General features: G+C 65.5%; 14 protein-coding genes. 13 read left to right on the top strand and 1 reads right to left on the bottom strand.

The features are described 5' to 3' along the window. Positions 1-13 precede the first annotated feature (13 nt). The 13 genes from miaB to OEL49_RS08135 all read left to right on the top strand — a co-directional run bounded on the left by miaB (position 14) and on the right by OEL49_RS08135 (position 11,903). Positions 14-1,354, top strand: a complete 1,341-nt coding sequence (gene miaB / locus OEL49_RS08195; RefSeq protein WP_014236296.1) for a tRNA (N6-isopentenyl adenosine(37)-C2)-methylthiotransferase MiaB — start codon at positions 14-16, stop codon at positions 1,352-1,354. Beyond that, positions 1,354-2,328: a PhoH family protein gene (locus OEL49_RS08190; RefSeq protein WP_014236297.1), complete on the top strand. Its 975-nt coding sequence runs from the start codon at positions 1,354-1,356 to the stop codon at positions 2,326-2,328. Before miaB ends, OEL49_RS08190 begins: the two co-directional genes overlap by 1 nt. Next, positions 2,325-2,783, top strand: coding sequence for an rRNA maturation RNase YbeY (gene ybeY / locus OEL49_RS08185; protein WP_014236298.1), 459 nt, complete (start codon positions 2,325-2,327; stop codon positions 2,781-2,783). Before OEL49_RS08190 ends, ybeY begins: the two co-directional genes overlap by 4 nt. A 59-nt stretch (positions 2,784-2,842) precedes the next feature. Continuing rightward, positions 2,843-3,688 carry an HlyC/CorC family transporter gene (locus tag OEL49_RS08180; RefSeq protein ID WP_014236299.1) on the top strand — a complete coding sequence of 282 codons (846 nt, stop codon included), beginning with the start codon at positions 2,843-2,845 and terminating at the stop codon, positions 3,686-3,688. A gap of 1 nt (position 3,689) precedes the next feature. Then, positions 3,690-5,207 carry an apolipoprotein N-acyltransferase gene (gene lnt / locus OEL49_RS08175; RefSeq protein WP_287874393.1) on the top strand — a complete coding sequence of 506 codons (1,518 nt, stop codon included), beginning with the start codon at positions 3,690-3,692 and terminating at the stop codon, positions 5,205-5,207. Positions 5,208-5,258: 51 nt separating this feature from the next. Next, the gene (glyQ, locus tag OEL49_RS08170) at positions 5,259-6,188 is read left to right on the top strand and encodes a glycine--tRNA ligase subunit alpha (protein ID WP_152090430.1); all 930 of its coding nucleotides are present in this window, start codon (positions 5,259-5,261) and stop codon (positions 6,186-6,188) included. Positions 6,189-6,190: 2 nt separating this feature from the next. Further along, positions 6,191-8,305 carry a glycine--tRNA ligase subunit beta gene (gene glyS, locus OEL49_RS08165; RefSeq protein WP_287874392.1) on the top strand — a complete coding sequence of 705 codons (2,115 nt, stop codon included), beginning with the start codon at positions 6,191-6,193 and terminating at the stop codon, positions 8,303-8,305. 22 nt (positions 8,306-8,327) lie between these two features. After that, positions 8,328-8,876, top strand: coding sequence for a D-glycero-beta-D-manno-heptose 1,7-bisphosphate 7-phosphatase (gene gmhB, locus OEL49_RS08160; protein WP_014236303.1), 549 nt, complete (start codon positions 8,328-8,330; stop codon positions 8,874-8,876). 4 nt (positions 8,877-8,880) lie between these two features. Next, entirely contained in the window at positions 8,881-9,624 is a 744-nt protein-coding gene (locus OEL49_RS08155) for a lysophospholipid acyltransferase family protein (protein WP_287874391.1), read from the top strand. Continuing rightward, complete coding sequence (locus tag OEL49_RS08150) at positions 9,602-10,378, top strand: M48 family metallopeptidase (RefSeq protein WP_287874390.1); 777 nt, start codon at positions 9,602-9,604, stop codon at positions 10,376-10,378. The genes OEL49_RS08155 and OEL49_RS08150 overlap by 23 nt, the downstream gene beginning before the upstream one ends. 23 nt (positions 10,379-10,401) lie before the next feature. Further along, a complete protein-coding gene (gloA, locus tag OEL49_RS08145; protein WP_130459398.1) occupies positions 10,402-10,788 on the top strand; it encodes a lactoylglutathione lyase in 387 nt (128 codons plus the stop codon). 136 nt (positions 10,789-10,924) lie between these two features. Next, entirely contained in the window at positions 10,925-11,287 is a 363-nt protein-coding gene (locus OEL49_RS08140; RefSeq protein WP_014236307.1) for a response regulator, read from the top strand. A 7-nt stretch (positions 11,288-11,294) separates the two neighbouring features. Then, on the top strand, positions 11,295-11,903 hold the full coding sequence (locus tag OEL49_RS08135) for a hypothetical protein (protein WP_014236308.1): 609 nt from the start codon (positions 11,295-11,297) through the stop codon (positions 11,901-11,903). A gap of 51 nt (positions 11,904-11,954) precedes the next feature. On the opposite strand, the gene OEL49_RS08130 is transcribed toward OEL49_RS08135, so the two are convergent. Continuing rightward, positions 11,955-15,964: calcium-binding protein (locus OEL49_RS08130; RefSeq protein ID WP_287874389.1), on the bottom strand; the 4,010-nt coding region annotated here is incomplete at its 5' end.

Genomic DNA, 15,964 nt, shown 5'->3' with positions numbered 1-15,964 from the left:
ACGTAGCGATCCCGTGTCCAAAAAGCTTTACATCAAAACCTTCGGCTGCCAGATGAACGAGTACGACTCGGATAAGATGGCCGATGTGCTGAACCAGTCCGAACCCCTGGAAAAGACCGACAACCCCGAAGAGGCTGACATCATTCTCTTCAACACCTGTTCCGTGCGGGAAAAGGCCCAGGAGAAGGTTTTCCACGACCTGGGCCGGGTCAAGCACCTGAAGAAGCTCAATCCCAATCTGGTGATCGGCGTTGGTGGCTGTGTCGCCAGCCAGGAAGGTGCCGCCATTGTGGCACGGGCGCCTTATGTGGACGTGGTTTTCGGTCCCCAGACCCTGCACCGCCTGCCCCAGCTGATTGCCGAGCGGAAGAGCCAGGGCAAGGCGGCGGTGGATGTGTCCTTTCCGGAAATCGAGAAATTCGATGCGCTGCCCCCGGCCAAGGTGGAGGGGGCCACCGCCTTCGTTTCCATCATGGAGGGCTGTTCCAAGTTCTGCACCTTCTGCATCGTCCCCTATACCCGGGGCGCCGAGGTGTCCCGCCCCTTTGAGGACATCCTCACCGAAGTGGCCGGCCTGGCCCAGCAAGGGGTGAAGGAAGTGACCCTGCTGGGACAGAACGTCAATGCCTACCGGGGCGAGTTTGGCGGCGAGGTCGCCGACCTGGCCATGCTCATCGAGTACATCGCCGAGATGCCCGGCATCGAACGCATCCGCTACACCACCTCACACCCGCGGGAAATGACCCAGCGCCTGATCGACACCTACGCCAAGGTGCCCAAGCTGGTCTCCCATCTGCACCTGCCGGTGCAGGCCGGTGCCGACCGGGTGCTGGCGGTGATGAAGCGCGGTTATACCGCCATCGAATACAAGAGCATCATCCGCAAGCTGCGGGTGGCGCGGCCCGACATTTCCCTCAGTTCCGACTTCATCGTCGGCTTCCCCGGCGAGACCGAGGAGGATTTCGAGAAGACCATGAAACTGATCGAGGACGTGGGCTTCGACACTTCCTTCAGCTTCGTCTACAGCCCCCGCCCCGGGACCCCGGCGGTGGAACTGGAAGATGACACGCCCCAGGACGTGAAGCTGGCCCGCCTCGCCCGTCTGCAAAAGCGCATCGAGGAGCAGGCCATGGCCATTTCCCAGGCCATGGTCGGCACGGTACAGCGGGTGCTGGTGGAAGGCACCTCGAAGAAGGATGCCAACGAGCTGGCCGGCCGCACGGACAACAACCGGGTGGTCAATTTCGTCGGCAATCCCCGTCTCATCAACCACTTCGTGGACGTCACCATCACTTCGGCCCTGCCCCATTCCCTGCGGGGTGAGATCGTCACCCGGGAAGGCGTGGCCGCCTGATGGGTGCGAGCAAAACCCGGCCCCTGGAGCTGTTCCTGTCCCCGGTGGACAACCAGTACCTGGCCAACCTGTGCGGCGCCCTGGACGAGAACCTGCGGCAGATCGAGACGGCCCTGGATGTGACCATCACCCGCCGCGGCGAGCGTTTCACCTTTCACGGTTCCGTCGCCCAGGCCCGCCGTGCCTCCGACGCCATCAGCCGCTTCTACGCCAAGGCCAGGGAGCCCTTGTCGGTGGACGACATCCAGCTGGGGCTTATCGAACTGCTGAACCAGCCGGCCCGGGCCGGTTCCGCCGGCATCGACCCCACCTCGCCGGCCCTGATCACGCGCAAGAGCGAACTGCACGGCCGCACGCCGCGCCAGATCGAATACCTGAAGCACATCCAGGATCACGACATTACCTTCGGCATCGGCCCCGCCGGCACCGGTAAGACCTATCTGGCCGTGGCCAGCGCCGTGGATGCCTTCGAGCGGGACCAGGTGGAGCGCATCGTCCTCACCCGGCCGGCAGTGGAAGCCGGTGAGCGCCTCGGCTTCCTGCCCGGCGACCTGGCCCAGAAGGTGGATCCCTACCTGCGTCCCCTCTACGATGCCCTCTACGACCTGATGGGCTTCGACAAGGTGACCAAGCTCTACGAAAAGGGCGCCATCGAGATCGCCCCCTTGGCCTTCATGCGCGGGCGCACCCTCAACCACGCCTTCATCATCCTCGATGAGGCCCAGAACACCACGCCGGAACAGATGAAGATGTTCCTCACCCGCATCGGCATCGGCGCCAAGGCCGTGGTCACTGGCGACCTGACCCAGGTGGATCTGCCCCGGGGCCACCAGAGCGGTCTCCGTGAAGCGGCCCAGATTCTGCGCGAAGTGCGGGGCATCGCCTTCACCGAATTCCTCAAGGAAGATGTGGTGCGCCACCCCCTGGTGGCCCGCATCGTCTCCGCCTACGAAGAACACGGACGCAAGCCATGAATCAGCCCAGCCGCCGCCTCAACCTGTCGGTGCAATACGCCTGTAACCGGGAAGGCCTACCCTGCCGCGACGATTTCCGCGCCTGGGCCCGCGCCGCCCTCAACGTGGACGGCATGAAGGGCGGCCAGGTCACCATCCGCCTGGTGGAAGCCGACGAAGGCCAGGAGTTGAACCGGGACTACCGGGGCAAGGACTACGCCACCAACGTCCTCTCCTTCCCCTACGAATACGAGCCCGTCGTCATGGGCGACCTGGTCATCTGCCATGCCGTGGTGGCCCGGGAAGCGGCCGAGCAGGGCAAGCCCCTGGCAGCTCACTACGCCCACCTGGTGGTGCATGGTATGCTGCACCTGCAAGGTTACGACCACGAAGAAGAAGCGGCGGCCGAGCACATGGAGGCCCTGGAACGCGACATCCTGGCCGGCCTCGGCTACCCCGATCCCTACGCCGCCTGAGCGGCGCCGGTGGGGCGCCCAGGTTCCCCATCCCCAATTTCCGTTGCCCAACCCCGCCCATGGACCCTTCCCCTAGTTCGCCCAAACCGACTCTGCTCGAACGCCTTTCCTCCCTCCTCCTGCGCGAGCCCGAGGATCGGGAGCAACTCCTCGCCCTGCTGCATTCCGCCTTCGAGCGCGACCTGCTCGACGCCGACGCCCTGACCATCATCGAAGGGGCCATGGCCGCCTCCGAAACCTCCGTCCGCGACGTCATGGTGCCCCGGGCCCAGATGGACGTGATCGACATCGACTCCTCCCTGGACCAGCTCATCCCCACGGTGATCGAGACCGCCCACTCCCGCTTCCCGGTGGTTGGCGAGAGCAAGGACGACGTGCTGGGCATTCTCCTGGCCAAGGACCTGCTGCGCTCCATCATCGAGCGGGACTTCAGCCTGCGCAACTGGCTGCGCCCCGCCGTCTTCATCCCCGAATCCAAGCGTCTCAACGTGCTGCTGCGGGAGTTCCGCGTCAGCCGCAACCACATGGCCATCGTGGTGGACGAGTTCGGCGGCGTCGCCGGCCTGGTGACCATCGAGGACGTGCTGGAGCAGATCGTCGGCGAGATCGAGGACGAGTACGACTTCGACGAGACGGTGGACAACATCCAGCTGGACCAGTCCGGTCGCTACCGGGTCAAGGCCCAGACCGAGATCGCCAGCTTCAACCACGCCTTCGGCACCACTTTCCCCGACGACGATTTCGACACCGTCGGCGGCATGCTGCTGCACCACCTGGGCCGGGTGCCCAAGCGCAACGAAGTGGTGGAGGTGGGCCACGTCCGCTTCCAGGTCCTGCGGGCCGACAGCCGGCGTCTGTATACCCTGCTGGTGGATACGCCCCGCACCATCGGCGATACCGAATAAGGTGGGAATCGCCGCTTTTCTCTCCGTAGTAAGCAGCGACGGGCGGGCCCGTCTGCTGGCGGCCGGCGCCGGCCTGCTGGGGGTGGGCGCCTTCGCTCCCTTCACTGTCTTCTGGCTGGCCTGGCTCAGCTGGGGCGCCCTGTTCCTCCTGGTGAGCCGGGCGCCGTCGCCCCGGGCGGCGGCCTGGCGCGGCTTCGCCTTCGGCCTGGCCCAATTCCTCGGCGGCGTCTCCTGGGTTTATGTCAGCCTCCACGACGTCGGCGGCATGCCCCTGCCGGTGGCCGCCCTGGCCACCCTGGCCCTGTGCGCCTACATGGCCCTCTATCCCATGGCGGCGGCCTGGAGCGCCCGCCGGCTGGACTTCTCCGACAAGGTATCCTGGAGAAGCGCATGCCTGTTCGCTGCCAGCTGGGTGCTGGCCGAATGGGCCCGCGGCTGGGTGCTCACCGGTTTTCCCTGGCTGGCCCTGGGCTACTCCCAGTCGCCGCCGTCGCCCCTGGCCGGCCTGGCGCCGCTGCTCGGCGTGTATGGCGTGTCCCTGGCCTCCGCCCTGCTGGGCGCCTGGGGCGCCCTGGCGGTGGTGGGGCGCCAGCGTCTGCCTGGGCTGCTGGTCTTGCTGCTGCTCGGCCTCGGCTCCGGGCTGGGGCTGGTGCAATGGACTGCGCCGGTGGGCGAGCCGCTGCGGGTGGCCCTGCTCCAGGGCAACATTCCCCAGGATCTGAAATGGCAGCCGGAGCGCTTTCTCGATTCCCTCACCACCTACGTCGGCCTGGCCCGGGACAATCCGGCGGACCTGACGGTGCTGCCGGAAACCGCCGTGCCGGCCCTCTACGACCAGCTGCCCCCCGAGTTCATCGCCGACCTCAAGGTCCTGGCGGCCCGCCGCGGTGGCGACCTGCTGCTGGGGGTGCCGGTGGCCGACGAGAGCAGCGGCGAGCGGCGCTATTACAACAGCGCCATCGGCTTCGGCGCCAGTCCCCAGCAGTCCTACAGCAAGGCCCACCTGGTGCCCTTCGGCGAATTCGTGCCGCCGGGCTTCCGCTGGTTCCTCGACCTCATGCACATGCCCATGTCGGACTTTTCCTCCGGCGGCGGCCAACAGCCGACCCTGGCCCTGGCCGGCCAGCAGATCGCTCCCAACATCTGCTACGAAGACGTCTTCGGCGGCGAGATCATCCATGCCCTGCCCCGGGCCACCCTGCTGGTCAATCTCTCCAACACCGCCTGGTTCGGCCGTTCCCTGGCCCAGCCCCAGCATCTGCAGATCGCCCAGCTGCGGGCCCTGGAGACCGGTCGCCCCATGCTGCGCGCCACCAACACCGGCATGACCGCCGTGGTGGCCCCGGACGGACGGGTCCAGGCCGTGCTGCCGCCCTTCACCCGGGGCGCCCTGGTGGCCGAGGTGCGGGGTTACCAGGGGCTGACGCCCTTTGCCCGCACCGGCAATACGGTGGCCCTGTTTCTGGCGACCCTTCTCCTGGCTGCAGGTGCTTTGGCACGGCGGCGGGAAACCCAGTAAAATCCAACGTTTCCGACAAATTTCCAACGCTTTTTGGCGAACCCCATACCCATGCCTACCTTTCAGGAAGTGATCCTGCGTCTGCAGGACTACTGGAGCAAACAGGGCTGTGCCCTCCTGCAACCCTACGACATGGAAGTCGGCGCCGGCACCAGCCACACCGCCACCTTCCTGCGGGCCATCGGCCCCGAGCCCTGGAAGGCCGCCTACGTGCAGCCCTCCCGCCGGCCCAAGGACGGTCGCTACGGCGAAAACCCCAACCGCATGCAGCACTACTACCAGTTCCAGGTGGTGCTGAAGCCCGCTCCCGACAACATCCTGGAGCTGTACCTGGGCTCCCTGGAAGCCCTCGGCTTCGACCTGAAGAAAAACGACGTGCGCTTCGTCGAGGATGACTGGGAAAACCCCACCCTGGGCGCCTGGGGCCTGGGCTGGGAAGTGTGGATGAACGGCATGGAAGTGACCCAGTTCACCTACTTCCAGCAGGTCGGAGGCATCGACTGCAAGCCCATCACCGGCGAGATCACCTACGGCCTGGAACGCCTGGCCATGTACCTGCAGGGCGTGGAAAACGTCTATGACCTGAAGTGGACCGAAGGCCTCACCTACGGCGACGTGTACCACCAGAACGAGGTGGAACAATCCACCTACAACTTCGAGCACAGCGACGCCGACTTCCTGTTCACCGCCTTCGGTGCCCACGAGAAGCAGGCCCAGCACCTGATGCAGGCCCAGCTGGCCCTGCCGGCCTACGAGCAGGTGCTCAAGGCTGCCCACACCTTCAATCTGCTGGATGCCCGGGGCGCCATTTCCGTCACCGAGCGGGCCGCCTACATCGGCCGCATCCGCAACCTGGCCCGCAGCGTCGCCCAGTCCTACCTGGATTCCCGCGCCCGCCTGGGCTTCCCCATGGCGCCCAAGGAATGGTCCGCCGAAGTGCTGGCCAAGCTTGAAGAACAGAACGCCAAGAAAGTCGCCTGATCATGTCCGCCAAGAATCTGCTCGTTGAACTGTTCGTCGAGGAACTGCCGCCCAAGGCCCTGAAGAAGCTGGGCGAAGTCTTCGCCCAGAGCCTGGCCCAGTCCCTCAAGACCCAGGGCCTGGCGCCCGAAGCCGCCGCCGTCACCGCCTACGCCTCGCCCCGCCGTCTGGCCGCCCATGTGACCGACGTGCTGGCCGTGGCCGCCGACAAGCCCGTGGTGCAAAAGCTGATGCCCGTGGCCGTGGGTCTGGACGCTGCCGGCAACGCCACCCCGGCCCTGCTGAAGAAGCTTGCCGCCCTGGGTGCTGACGCCTCCGTCGTCCCCAGCCTGCGCCGCGAGAACGACGGCAAGGCCGAAGTGCTGTTCTACGACAGCCTGGCCAAGGGTGCCGCCCTGGCCGAAGGCCTGCAGAAGGCCCTGGAAGCGGCCCTGGCCGCCCTGCCCATTCCCAAGGTGATGAGCTACCAGCTGCAGGACGGCTGGACCAGTGTCAATTTCGTGCGCCCCGCCCATCGTCTGGTGGCCCTGCACGGCAGCGAGGTGGTGCCCCTCGCCATCCTCGGCCTGACCTCCGGCAACACCACCCTGGGCCACCGTTTCGAAGCGGCCAAGGAAGTGGTGACCTTCGCCGACGCCGACAGCTATGCCGATACCCTGAAGCGGGACGGCGCCGTCATCGCCAGCTTTGCCGAGCGCCGCGCCGAGATCGTGCGCCAGCTCGAAGCCGCGGCGGCCAAGGCCGGCCCCAACCTGAAGCCTATCGAGGACGAGGCCCTGCTGGACGAGGTCACCGCCCTGGTGGAGCGCCCCAATGTGCTGATCGGCAAGTTCGAAGCCGAATTCCTGGCCGTGCCCCAGGAATGCCTGATCCTCACCATGAAGGCCAACCAGAAGTACTTCCCCCTGCTGGACGCCAGCGGCAAGCTGACCAACCAGTTCCTGGTGGTGAGCAACATCGCCCCGGCCGATCCGTCCGCCGTCATCGGCGGCAACGAACGGGTGGTGCGCCCCCGTCTGGCCGACGCCAAGTTCTTCTTCGACCAGGACCGCAAGAAGACCCTGGAATCCCGCGTCCTCGGCCTGGCCAAGGTGGTCTATCACAACAAGCTGGGCACCCAGGGCGAGCGGGTGCAGCGGGTTTGCGCCATTGCCAAGGCCATCGGTCAGCAGCTCGGCGGCGAAGCCCTGGCACTGCAGGCCGAACAGGCCGCCCTGCTGGCCAAGGCCGACCTGCTCACCGACATGGTGGGCGAGTTCCCCGAACTGCAGGGCATCATGGGCCGCTACTACGCGCTGCATGACGGCCTTTCCGCCGACATCGCCGACGCCATCGAGGACCACTACAAGCCCCGCTTCGCCGGCGACAGCCTGCCCCGGGGCAATGTGGGCACCGTGGTGGCCCTGGCCGACAAGCTGGAAACCCTGGTGGGCCTCTTCGGCATCGGCCAGATTCCCACCGGCGACAAGGATCCCTTTGCCTTGCGCCGCCACGCTCTGGGCGTGATCCGCATGCTGGCTGAAGGCGACCTGGCCCTGCCGCTCTCCGATTTGCTGGCCGGTGCCGCCGCCACCTTCGCCCAGGTGGAAGGCTTCAAGGCCGCCAACGAGGCCCTGGCCGACTTCATCTACGACCGCCTTGCCGGCAGCCTGCGGGAGCAGGGCTACAGCGCCCAGGAAGTGGATGCCGTGGTGTCCCAGCGGCCCCAGCGCCTGGGTGACATCCCCAAGCGCCTGGCCGCCGTGCGCGCCTTTGCCGCCCTGCCGGAAGCCGAGGCTCTGGCCGCTGCCAACAAGCGGGTCGGCAACATCCTGAAGAAGGTGGAAGGTGGCGTCGCCGCCAAGATCGACAGCGCCCTGCTCCAGGAAGCCGCCGAAGTGGCCCTGGCCCAGGCCCTGGCCGAGGTGAAGCCGGCTGCCGATGCGGCCTTCGCCAAGGGCGACTACGCCGCCTCCCTGCAGTCCCTGGCGGCCCTCAAGGCGCCGGTGGATACCTTCTTCAACGACGTCATGGTCAATGCGGAAGACCCCGCCCTGCGGGCCAACCGCCTCGGCCTGCTGGCCACCCTGCACCTGGCCATGAACCAGGTGGCGGACATTTCCAAGCTGTCGGCCTGAGTTTCGCGGAGCGCACGCAACCATGAAGAAACTTGTCATCCTCGACCGGGACGGCGTCATCAACTTCGACTCGGCCCAGTTCATCAAGAGCCCGGCCGAGTGGAAGCCCATTCCCGGCAGCCCGGAAGCCATCGCCAAGCTGAACCAGGCGGGCTACCGGGTGGTGGTGGCGACCAACCAGTCCGGCGTCGGGCGCGGCCTGTTCGACATGGATACCCTCAACGCCATCCACGAAAAGATGCACAAGACCGTGGCGGCGGCGGGCGGGCGCATCGACGCCATCTTCTACTGCCCCCACGCCGCCGATGCGGGCTGCGACTGCCGCAAGCCCAAGCCCGGCATGTTCCAGCGCATCGCCGCGGTGTACAACGCCGAACTGAAGGGCGTGCCGGCCATCGGCGATTCCCTGCGCGACCTGCAGGCCGCCGCCCGGGCCGGCGCTTCCCCCATCCTGGTGCTCACCGGCAAGGGCGAGAAAACCCAGGAAGAGGGCGACCTGCCCTACGCCACCGAAGTCTTCCCCGATCTCTCCGCCGCCGTCGATCATCTGCTCGGCAACGGCAAGAACTGACCCTATGGCCCTGATCCGCTCCCTGTTGTTCACCCTGTTGTCGGTCCCCCTGATTGCCTTCTTCGGGGCTCTGGTCTGTGTCGTCGCGCCGTTCCATGTGAACACCGCCTACGTCCTGATCGACATCTGGCGTTCCATCTTCCTCGGCCTTCTGGTGCGCGGGGTGCTCGGCATCCGTACCCGGGTCGTCGGCATCGAGAACATTCCCGACGAAGCCGTGGTGGTGCTTTCCAAACACCAGTCCGCCTGGGAAACCGTGGCCCTGCAGCAGTGGTTCCCGCGCATGGTCTTCGTGCTGAAGAAGGAACTGCTGCTGCTGCCCTTCCTCGGCTGGGCCTTCAAGGCCATCGGCATGATCGCCATCGACCGCAAGGCCGGCATGGATGCCCTGGCCCAGGTTTCCGAACAGGGCACGGCCCTGCTGCAGCGTGGCATCAGCGTCATCATCTTCCCCGAGGGCACCCGCCTCGCTCCGGGCCAGAAGAAGCGCTACAAGCCCGGCGGTGCCCACCTGGCGGTGCAGGCCAAGGCCAAGGTGGTGCCGGTGGCCCACAACGCCGGCGAGGTGTGGCGGCGCAATGCCTTCATCAAGCAGCCGGGCACCGTCACCATCAGCTTCGGTCCGGCCATCGACGCCAGCGGCCTGACGGTGGAAGAAGTGAACCGCCAGGTGGAAGCCTGGATCGAAGGCGAGATGCACCGCATCTCCCCGCACCGTTATTGCGATGGGTCGTCCCAGCAGGCCTGATTCCCCCCAGCTCGAACTGGCCCTCTTTCGCGATCCGGCAGAGCGGCCGCCGGCGGACGCCCGGGGCGCCGCCGTGCTGCTCGGCGAACGACTGATTCCCTACGAGTTGCGGCGCAGCCGCCGGCGCACCATCGGCCTCACCATCGACCACCGGGGCCTGCGGGTCGGCGCGCCCCTGCGCGCTTCCGTGCGGGAGGTGGAGAAGCTGATCCACCAGCATCAGGACTGGGTCCTGGGCAAGCTGGAGGAATGGCGCCAGCGCCAGATCCAGACGGCGGTCAGCGTGAGCGACGGCATGTTCCTGCCCCTGCTCGGAGAGGTAATATCGGTGCGCATCACGGCCGGCCCTGCCCGCATCTCCTGGATCGACGGGCATCTCCAGCTATGCCTGCCTGAAGCCAAGGATCCGCGCCCCTTGCTGGAGAAGGCTCTGAAGGCGCGGGCCCGTACCCTGTTCGCCGAGCGCCTGGATCATTACGCCCCTCTGCTCGGTGTCGCCGCACCGCCCCTGGCCCTCAGTTCGGCCCGCACCCGCTGGGGCAGTTGCAGCCGCGTCAGCGGCATCCGTCTCAACTGGCGCCTCATCCACTTTCCCCTGGCGGTGGTCGATTACGTGGTGGCCCACGAGCTGGCCCACCTGCGGGAAATGAACCACTCGCCCCGTTTCTGGTCCGTGGTGGAGCGACTTTATCCCGAATACCAGCAGGCCCGGGCCGAGCTCAAGCGTCTGGCCCAGACCCTGCCGCGCTGGTGATCCTTCAACAGCAGGAGTTTTTCATGCGTCTATTGCACACCATGCTCCGGGTCGGCGACCTGGACCGTTCCCTGGCTTTCTACACCGAGGTCCTCGGCATGCAGCAGCTGCGCCGCCAGGATTATCCCGATGGCCGCTTTACCCTGGCCTTTGTCGGCTACGGCCCGGAAAGCGAAGGCGCCGTGATCGAACTGACCCACAACTGGGACACCCCCGCCTACGAGCTGGGCAACGGCTTCGGTCACATCGCCCTGGAAGTGGACGATGCCTACGCCGCCTGCGCCGCCATCAAGGCCCGGGGCGGCAAGGTGGTGCGGGAAGCCGGCCCGATGAAGCACGGAACCACCGTCATCGCCTTCGTCGAAGATCCGGACGGCTACAAGATCGAACTGATCCAGAAGCACAGCTAACCCTGGGCGGCAGGGAGGGTGTGATTTTCCTCCTTGGCGACGGCGGGGGTTATGGGCGATCCTCAAAGCCGATTTGGATCAAGGCGGCAGGGCCAGGTGCCCCGCTAGACTGCCCCTGACAGTGGAGACAATGGAAATGAGCAAGCGCGTTCTGGTGGTGGACGACAGCCGGGTGAGCCGGATGATGATCCGGGCCATCATGCTGGACAAGCATCCGGACTGGACGGTGGAAGAGGCCGGCACCGGCGACGAGGCCCTGGCCAAGTGCGACGGGCAGGCTTTCGACCTGATGACCATCGACTACAACATGCCCGGCATGGACGGCCTGGAGTTCGCCGCCCGGGTCCGGGCCCAGGGCAGCACGGCCCAGCTGGCCCTGCTGACCGCCAATATCCAGGATGCCATCCGCGACAAGGCGGCCGCCCTTGCGGTGCAGTTCGTGCGCAAGCCGGTGACGCCGGTTTCTGTCGCCGAAGCCATGGCCCTCGTCGGCGGCTGAGCGGAGCATGACCTTCCCCGCCTTCTTCGCCCAGGTGCCGCCGATCCTGCTGCGGGATCCCCTGGCCGAATTCCTGGGGGCGGCGGAAGGTGGCCTCATCGAATACCGCTACGCCGATGCCGTGCGCCTGGCCGGCCATTCCTGCCCCACGGTGGCCGGCGCCTACCTGCTCGCCAGCCGCGCCCTGGGCTGCTTGTACGGGAGCGAAGTACCCCGGCGGGGCAATTTTCACGTCAGTTGCGGTGACTCCCTGGACGAGGGTGTCACCGGCGTCATCGCCAGCGTTCTCACCCTGCTTACCGGCGCCGCCGGCAGCGGCGGTTTCAAGGGCCTGGCCGGCCAGCACTCGCGCCGCAACCTGCTGGCCTTCGGCCAGGGCGGTGGCGGCACGTTCACCTTCCGGCGCCTGGACGACGGCAGCGCCGTCACCCTGAGTCTCGACCTCTCCTCCGTCCCTCCTGATCCCCGTATGGGCGGCCTGCTCCAGGCCCTGCTCAGCGGCGAAGCCAGCGAGGCGGACGGCCGTGATTTCCGCCTCCTCTGGCAGGACCGGGTGCGCCGCATCCTGCTGGAACACTGGGACGATCCGGCGCTGGTGCACATCCGCTCCGCCTGAATACAAAGGGGGCGCAACCGCAAGGCTGCGCCCCCTTTTTTTGTCCAGGCCTCAGATGATCTGGATGTCGCTGGCCTTCAGGTTGGTGACGCCGGTCAGTTGGGCAATGAGGATTGCATCGGCAGCACCGGAACCGTCCACATCGTAGTAGAGACTGCCGTCGCTGGAGTCGAAGACAAAGCGGTCGCTTGCGTCCAGTCCTCCGGCCAGATTGTCGCCGCTGGCGAACATGGTTGCCGCCAGCGTGCCGGTCGCCGTGCCCAGGGCGGTGAATACGCTGTTCTCGAAAACCAGCTTGTCCGTGCCGGAGACGAAGTCCGTAATGGTGTCGATGACGCCCATGACCGGATTGTCCTCGAACACGAACTTGTCTGCACCCAGGCCGCCAGTGAGAACGTTGGCCGTTTCGTTGCCGATGATGGTGTCGGCGTTGGAGCTGCCGATGGCGTTCTCGATGGTGACGCCGTAGGCGATGTTGAAGTTGTCATCGCCGGTATAAAGGTAGTTCCACCAGCCGACAGGGATGTCGGACTTGATGAAGCCGTCTGGCAAGGCGGACGCACCCGTCGCATCGTAGTTGATGTCGGAGAAACTGCCTGCATGCAGGTCCAGCACGCTGCCGTGGCTCAGGCCGGCCAGGCTGATGGTGTCGTTGCCTCCGCCATCCCACAACGTCTTGATGAACGGGTCGTTGCTGAAGGTGTACGTCGTATTGCTGTTGTTGGTTGCCGTGTTGGCGCCGTACATGTCCTGCAGGGCAGCAACGTCGAATACCTGGGGCGTGCTCGGCGACAGGGGATTCAGATAGATGTAGGTGCCATCGTAGGAGACGGTATAGCTGTCCGCGTTGTAGGACATGATGCTGTAAAGGTAATTGTCCTCCGCCGTCGGCAGGAAGGGGCCCGGTTCGCCGGCACCGTAGTCGCCCGGATGCTTGAGGCCCAGGGCATGGCCGATTTCATGAATGATGGTGGCCAGACCGTATTCCCCATCGGCAAGCTGGTTGAAGGTGCTTTGGTCATTGGCCAGCCAGACGTCGCCACCGATGTCGGTGCCGTTGTTGGTACCGGTTCCCCAGGGCAGGTAGGCGTAGCCGGCCGAATTGTAGAAGCCTTGATAATTGGAGCCGAACTGCAGGGTGCCGCCGCTGGCCACCTCCTGGAATGTGACGTTGAGCAGGCTGGCGTAGATACCCAGTGCCTTTTCGATGGCGGCCTGGTGGGCGGCATCCAGCGCCTGGAATGAATAGATGGGATCGGCACCGCTGCCGGAGTAATAAGCCGGGATGGAGGTCATGAAGCTGTAGCTGATGACCAGGGGCTGGCCGATGGTGGTCGGTTGCCAGGTGTAACCTGAATCGAGGGCATCGATGGCGTGCTGGGGAGGTGTGCTGTCGATCTCCGTGGCAACGGAACCCAGCATGGTCTGGATCGGGATGACGTCGATACTGTCGTCAAACTTGAGGAATTCAACTCCTTGCAGGGTATCGGTGCCATCGGCACCGGCAACCGTAAATATCCCGTTGTTGTAGCTGACGGTGTAGTCGCCATGATTGCCGCTGAACACGGCAATATCTCCGGCACCGGCGCCACCGTTGAGGGTGTCGTTGCCGATGCCGCCGTTGAGGGTGTCGTTGCCGGCACCACCGTTGAGGGTGTCGGCGCCGGCACCGCCGGTCAGCAGATTGGCCTTGTCGTTGCCGGTCAGAACGTTGTCCAGTGCGTTGCCGGCGAGGTCAAAGGCAACGCTGTTACCCAGGGTGCCGTTCTCCACATTTTCGCTGAGGGTGTAGGAACCGCCGGCAGTGGAAATGTTGATCTGTACGGTGTCGATGCCTTGTCCGGCAGATTCGCTGACGCTATCACCCGCGCTGTCAACGACGTAGGTGTCGTTCCCGGCGCCGCCACTCATCTGGTCGTTGCCGGCGCCCCCATTAATGATGTTGTCACCGCTATTGCCGGTAAGGATGTTGTCGCTCACGTTACCGGTCAGGTTGAGCTTCGTGATTCCTGTAGCGCTGACATCCAGATTCTCGATATTCACATCCAGGTTGATCGTGGTCGCATTGCTGAGATCGCCTACCACACCCCGTAGCACAAGGCTGTCGTTACCCTGTCCGGCAACTTCGGTGACGCTGTCCTGGAACGCGGCGGTGGCAGTGCTGCCGGTGCCGACCTTGACGATGTCCACGGTGTAGGTGTCGTCACCCTTGCCGCCTTTGAGGATATCAACACCAGCCCCGCCGTCGATGGCATTGTTGCCGTCGTTGCCGATAATGGTGTTGTTAAGTGCGTTACCGGTGCCATTGATGTTGGCGGAGCCGGAGAGGGTGAGGTTCTCCAGGTTGGCACCGAGGCTATAGGAGGCCGTGGCGATGACGGAATCGATGTCGGTTGCCGGTCCCTGTTCGTCGATCACATCCAGGGATTCATCGACATAGTAGGTGTCGTTGCCGTTGCCGCCGACGAGGGTGTCCACACCGGCCCCGCCGTCGAGGATGTCGTTGCCGGCGCCGCCGGTCAGGGTGTTGGCCCCGCTGTTGCCGATGAGGGTATTGGCCAGTTCATTGCCAGTACCGTTGATGCCGGCAGCGCCGGTAAGGGTGAGATTCTCCAGATGGTTGCCGAGCGAGAAGGTGATGCTGGACTCCACCGTATCGATGCCGCCATTGAGGATTTCCGTGACGGTATCCCCGAGATCATCCACCACATAGATATCGTTGCCGGCACCGCCGGCCATGGCATCGCTGCCGGCGCCGCCGTCGATGCGGTTGGCGGCGGCATTGCCGGTGAGGGTGTTGTCGAGATCGTTGCCGGTGAGGTTGAAGGCAATGGTGTTGGTGAGGGTGGCGTTCTCGACGTTGTCGTCGAGGGTATAGGTATTGCCGCCGGCGACGGAGGTGACGGCGACGCGGACGGTGTCGGTGCCCTCGCTGGCTGCTTCGGTGACGGTATCGGCGAGGGAATCGATGACGTAGGTGTCATTGCCCTTGCCGCCGACGAGGGTGTCGTTGCCGGCACCGCCATCGATGAGGTTGTCGGCATCGTTGCCGGTGAGGGTGTTGGCGACGGCGGAGCCGGAGAGGTTGAGCTTGGTGGAGCCGGTATTGCTGGCGTCCAGGTTCTCGATATTGGCGCCGACGATGAGGGTGGTGGGGTTGGTGAGGTCGGCGATGGTGCCGCGCAGGACGACGGTGTCGTTGCCTTCGCTGGCCAGTTCGGTGACGGTGTCCTGGAGAGCGGCGGTGGCGGTGGCGCCGGTGCCGACCTTGACGATGTCCACGGTGTAGGTGTCGTCGCCCTTGCCGCCCTTGAGGATATCGACGCCGTCGCCGCCATCGATGGCGTTGTTGCCGATGTTGCCGGTGATGGTGTTCTTGAGGGCGTTGCCGGTGCCGTCGATGTTGGCGGAGCCGGAGAGGGTGAGGTTCTCCAGGTTGGCGCCGAGGCTATAGGAGAAGTCGGCGCTGACGGAATCGATGTCGGAGGCCAGGCCGTTCTCGACGACGGTATCGCCGGCGGTGACGACATAGGTGTCGTTGCCGTTGCCGCCGATGAGAGTGTCGTTGCCGCCGACGCCGGTAAGGGTGTTGGCAGCGGCGTTGCCGGTCAAGGTATTGGCCAGGGCGTTGCCGGTGAGGTTGTAGGCGACGGCGTTGGTGAGGGTGGCGTTGTCGAGGTTGGCGCCGAGGGTATAGGTGCCGCCGGCGGTGGCGATGGCGACCTGGACGGTGTCGGTGCCTTCGCCGGAGAGCTCGGTGATGGCATCGGCGGCATTGTCGATGACGTAGGTGTCGTCGCCGAGACCACCGATCAGGGTGTCGGCCCCGGCGCCACCGTTGAGGGTGTCGTTGCCGATGCCGCCGTTCAGGGTGTTGGCGGCGGCATTACCGGTGAGGGTGTTGTCGAGATCGTTGCCGGTGAGGTTGAAGGCGATGGTGTTGGTGAGGGTGGCGTTCTCGACGTTGTCGTCGAGGGTATAGGTATTGCCGCCGGCGACGGAGGTGACGGCGACGCGGACGGTGTCGGTGCCCTCGCTGGCTGCTTCGGTGACGGTATCGG

This window comes from Azospira sp., assembly GCF_030247495.1.
GTDB lineage: Bacteria > Pseudomonadota > Gammaproteobacteria > Burkholderiales > Rhodocyclaceae > Azospira > Azospira oryzae.
The sequence above is the reverse complement of the archived record's forward strand: the minus strand, read 5'-3'. Positions and strand labels throughout refer to the sequence as shown.

Excerpts from the sequence above, each read along its gene's own strand:
- glyS (WP_287874392.1), top strand. The coding sequence starts at position 6,191 with ATGTCCGCCAAGAATCTGCTCGTTGAACTGTTCGTCGAGGAACTGCCG.
- glyQ (WP_152090430.1), top strand. The coding sequence starts at position 5,259 with ATGCCTACCTTTCAGGAAGTGATCCTGCGTCTGCAGGACTACTGGAGC.
- gmhB (WP_014236303.1), top strand. The coding sequence starts at position 8,328 with ATGAAGAAACTTGTCATCCTCGACCGGGACGGCGTCATCAACTTCGAC.
- OEL49_RS08135 (WP_014236308.1), top strand. The coding sequence starts at position 11,295 with ATGACCTTCCCCGCCTTCTTCGCCCAGGTGCCGCCGATCCTGCTGCGG.
- OEL49_RS08155 (WP_287874391.1), top strand. The coding sequence starts at position 8,881 with ATGGCCCTGATCCGCTCCCTGTTGTTCACCCTGTTGTCGGTCCCCCTG.
- gloA (WP_130459398.1), top strand. The coding sequence starts at position 10,402 with ATGCGTCTATTGCACACCATGCTCCGGGTCGGCGACCTGGACCGTTCC.
- OEL49_RS08140 (WP_014236307.1), top strand. The coding sequence starts at position 10,925 with ATGAGCAAGCGCGTTCTGGTGGTGGACGACAGCCGGGTGAGCCGGATG.
- ybeY (WP_014236298.1), top strand. The coding sequence starts at position 2,325 with ATGAATCAGCCCAGCCGCCGCCTCAACCTGTCGGTGCAATACGCCTGT.
- OEL49_RS08190 (WP_014236297.1), top strand. The coding sequence starts at position 1,354 with ATGGGTGCGAGCAAAACCCGGCCCCTGGAGCTGTTCCTGTCCCCGGTG.
- OEL49_RS08150 (WP_287874390.1), top strand. The coding sequence starts at position 9,602 with ATGGGTCGTCCCAGCAGGCCTGATTCCCCCCAGCTCGAACTGGCCCTC.
- OEL49_RS08180 (WP_014236299.1), top strand. The coding sequence starts at position 2,843 with ATGGACCCTTCCCCTAGTTCGCCCAAACCGACTCTGCTCGAACGCCTT.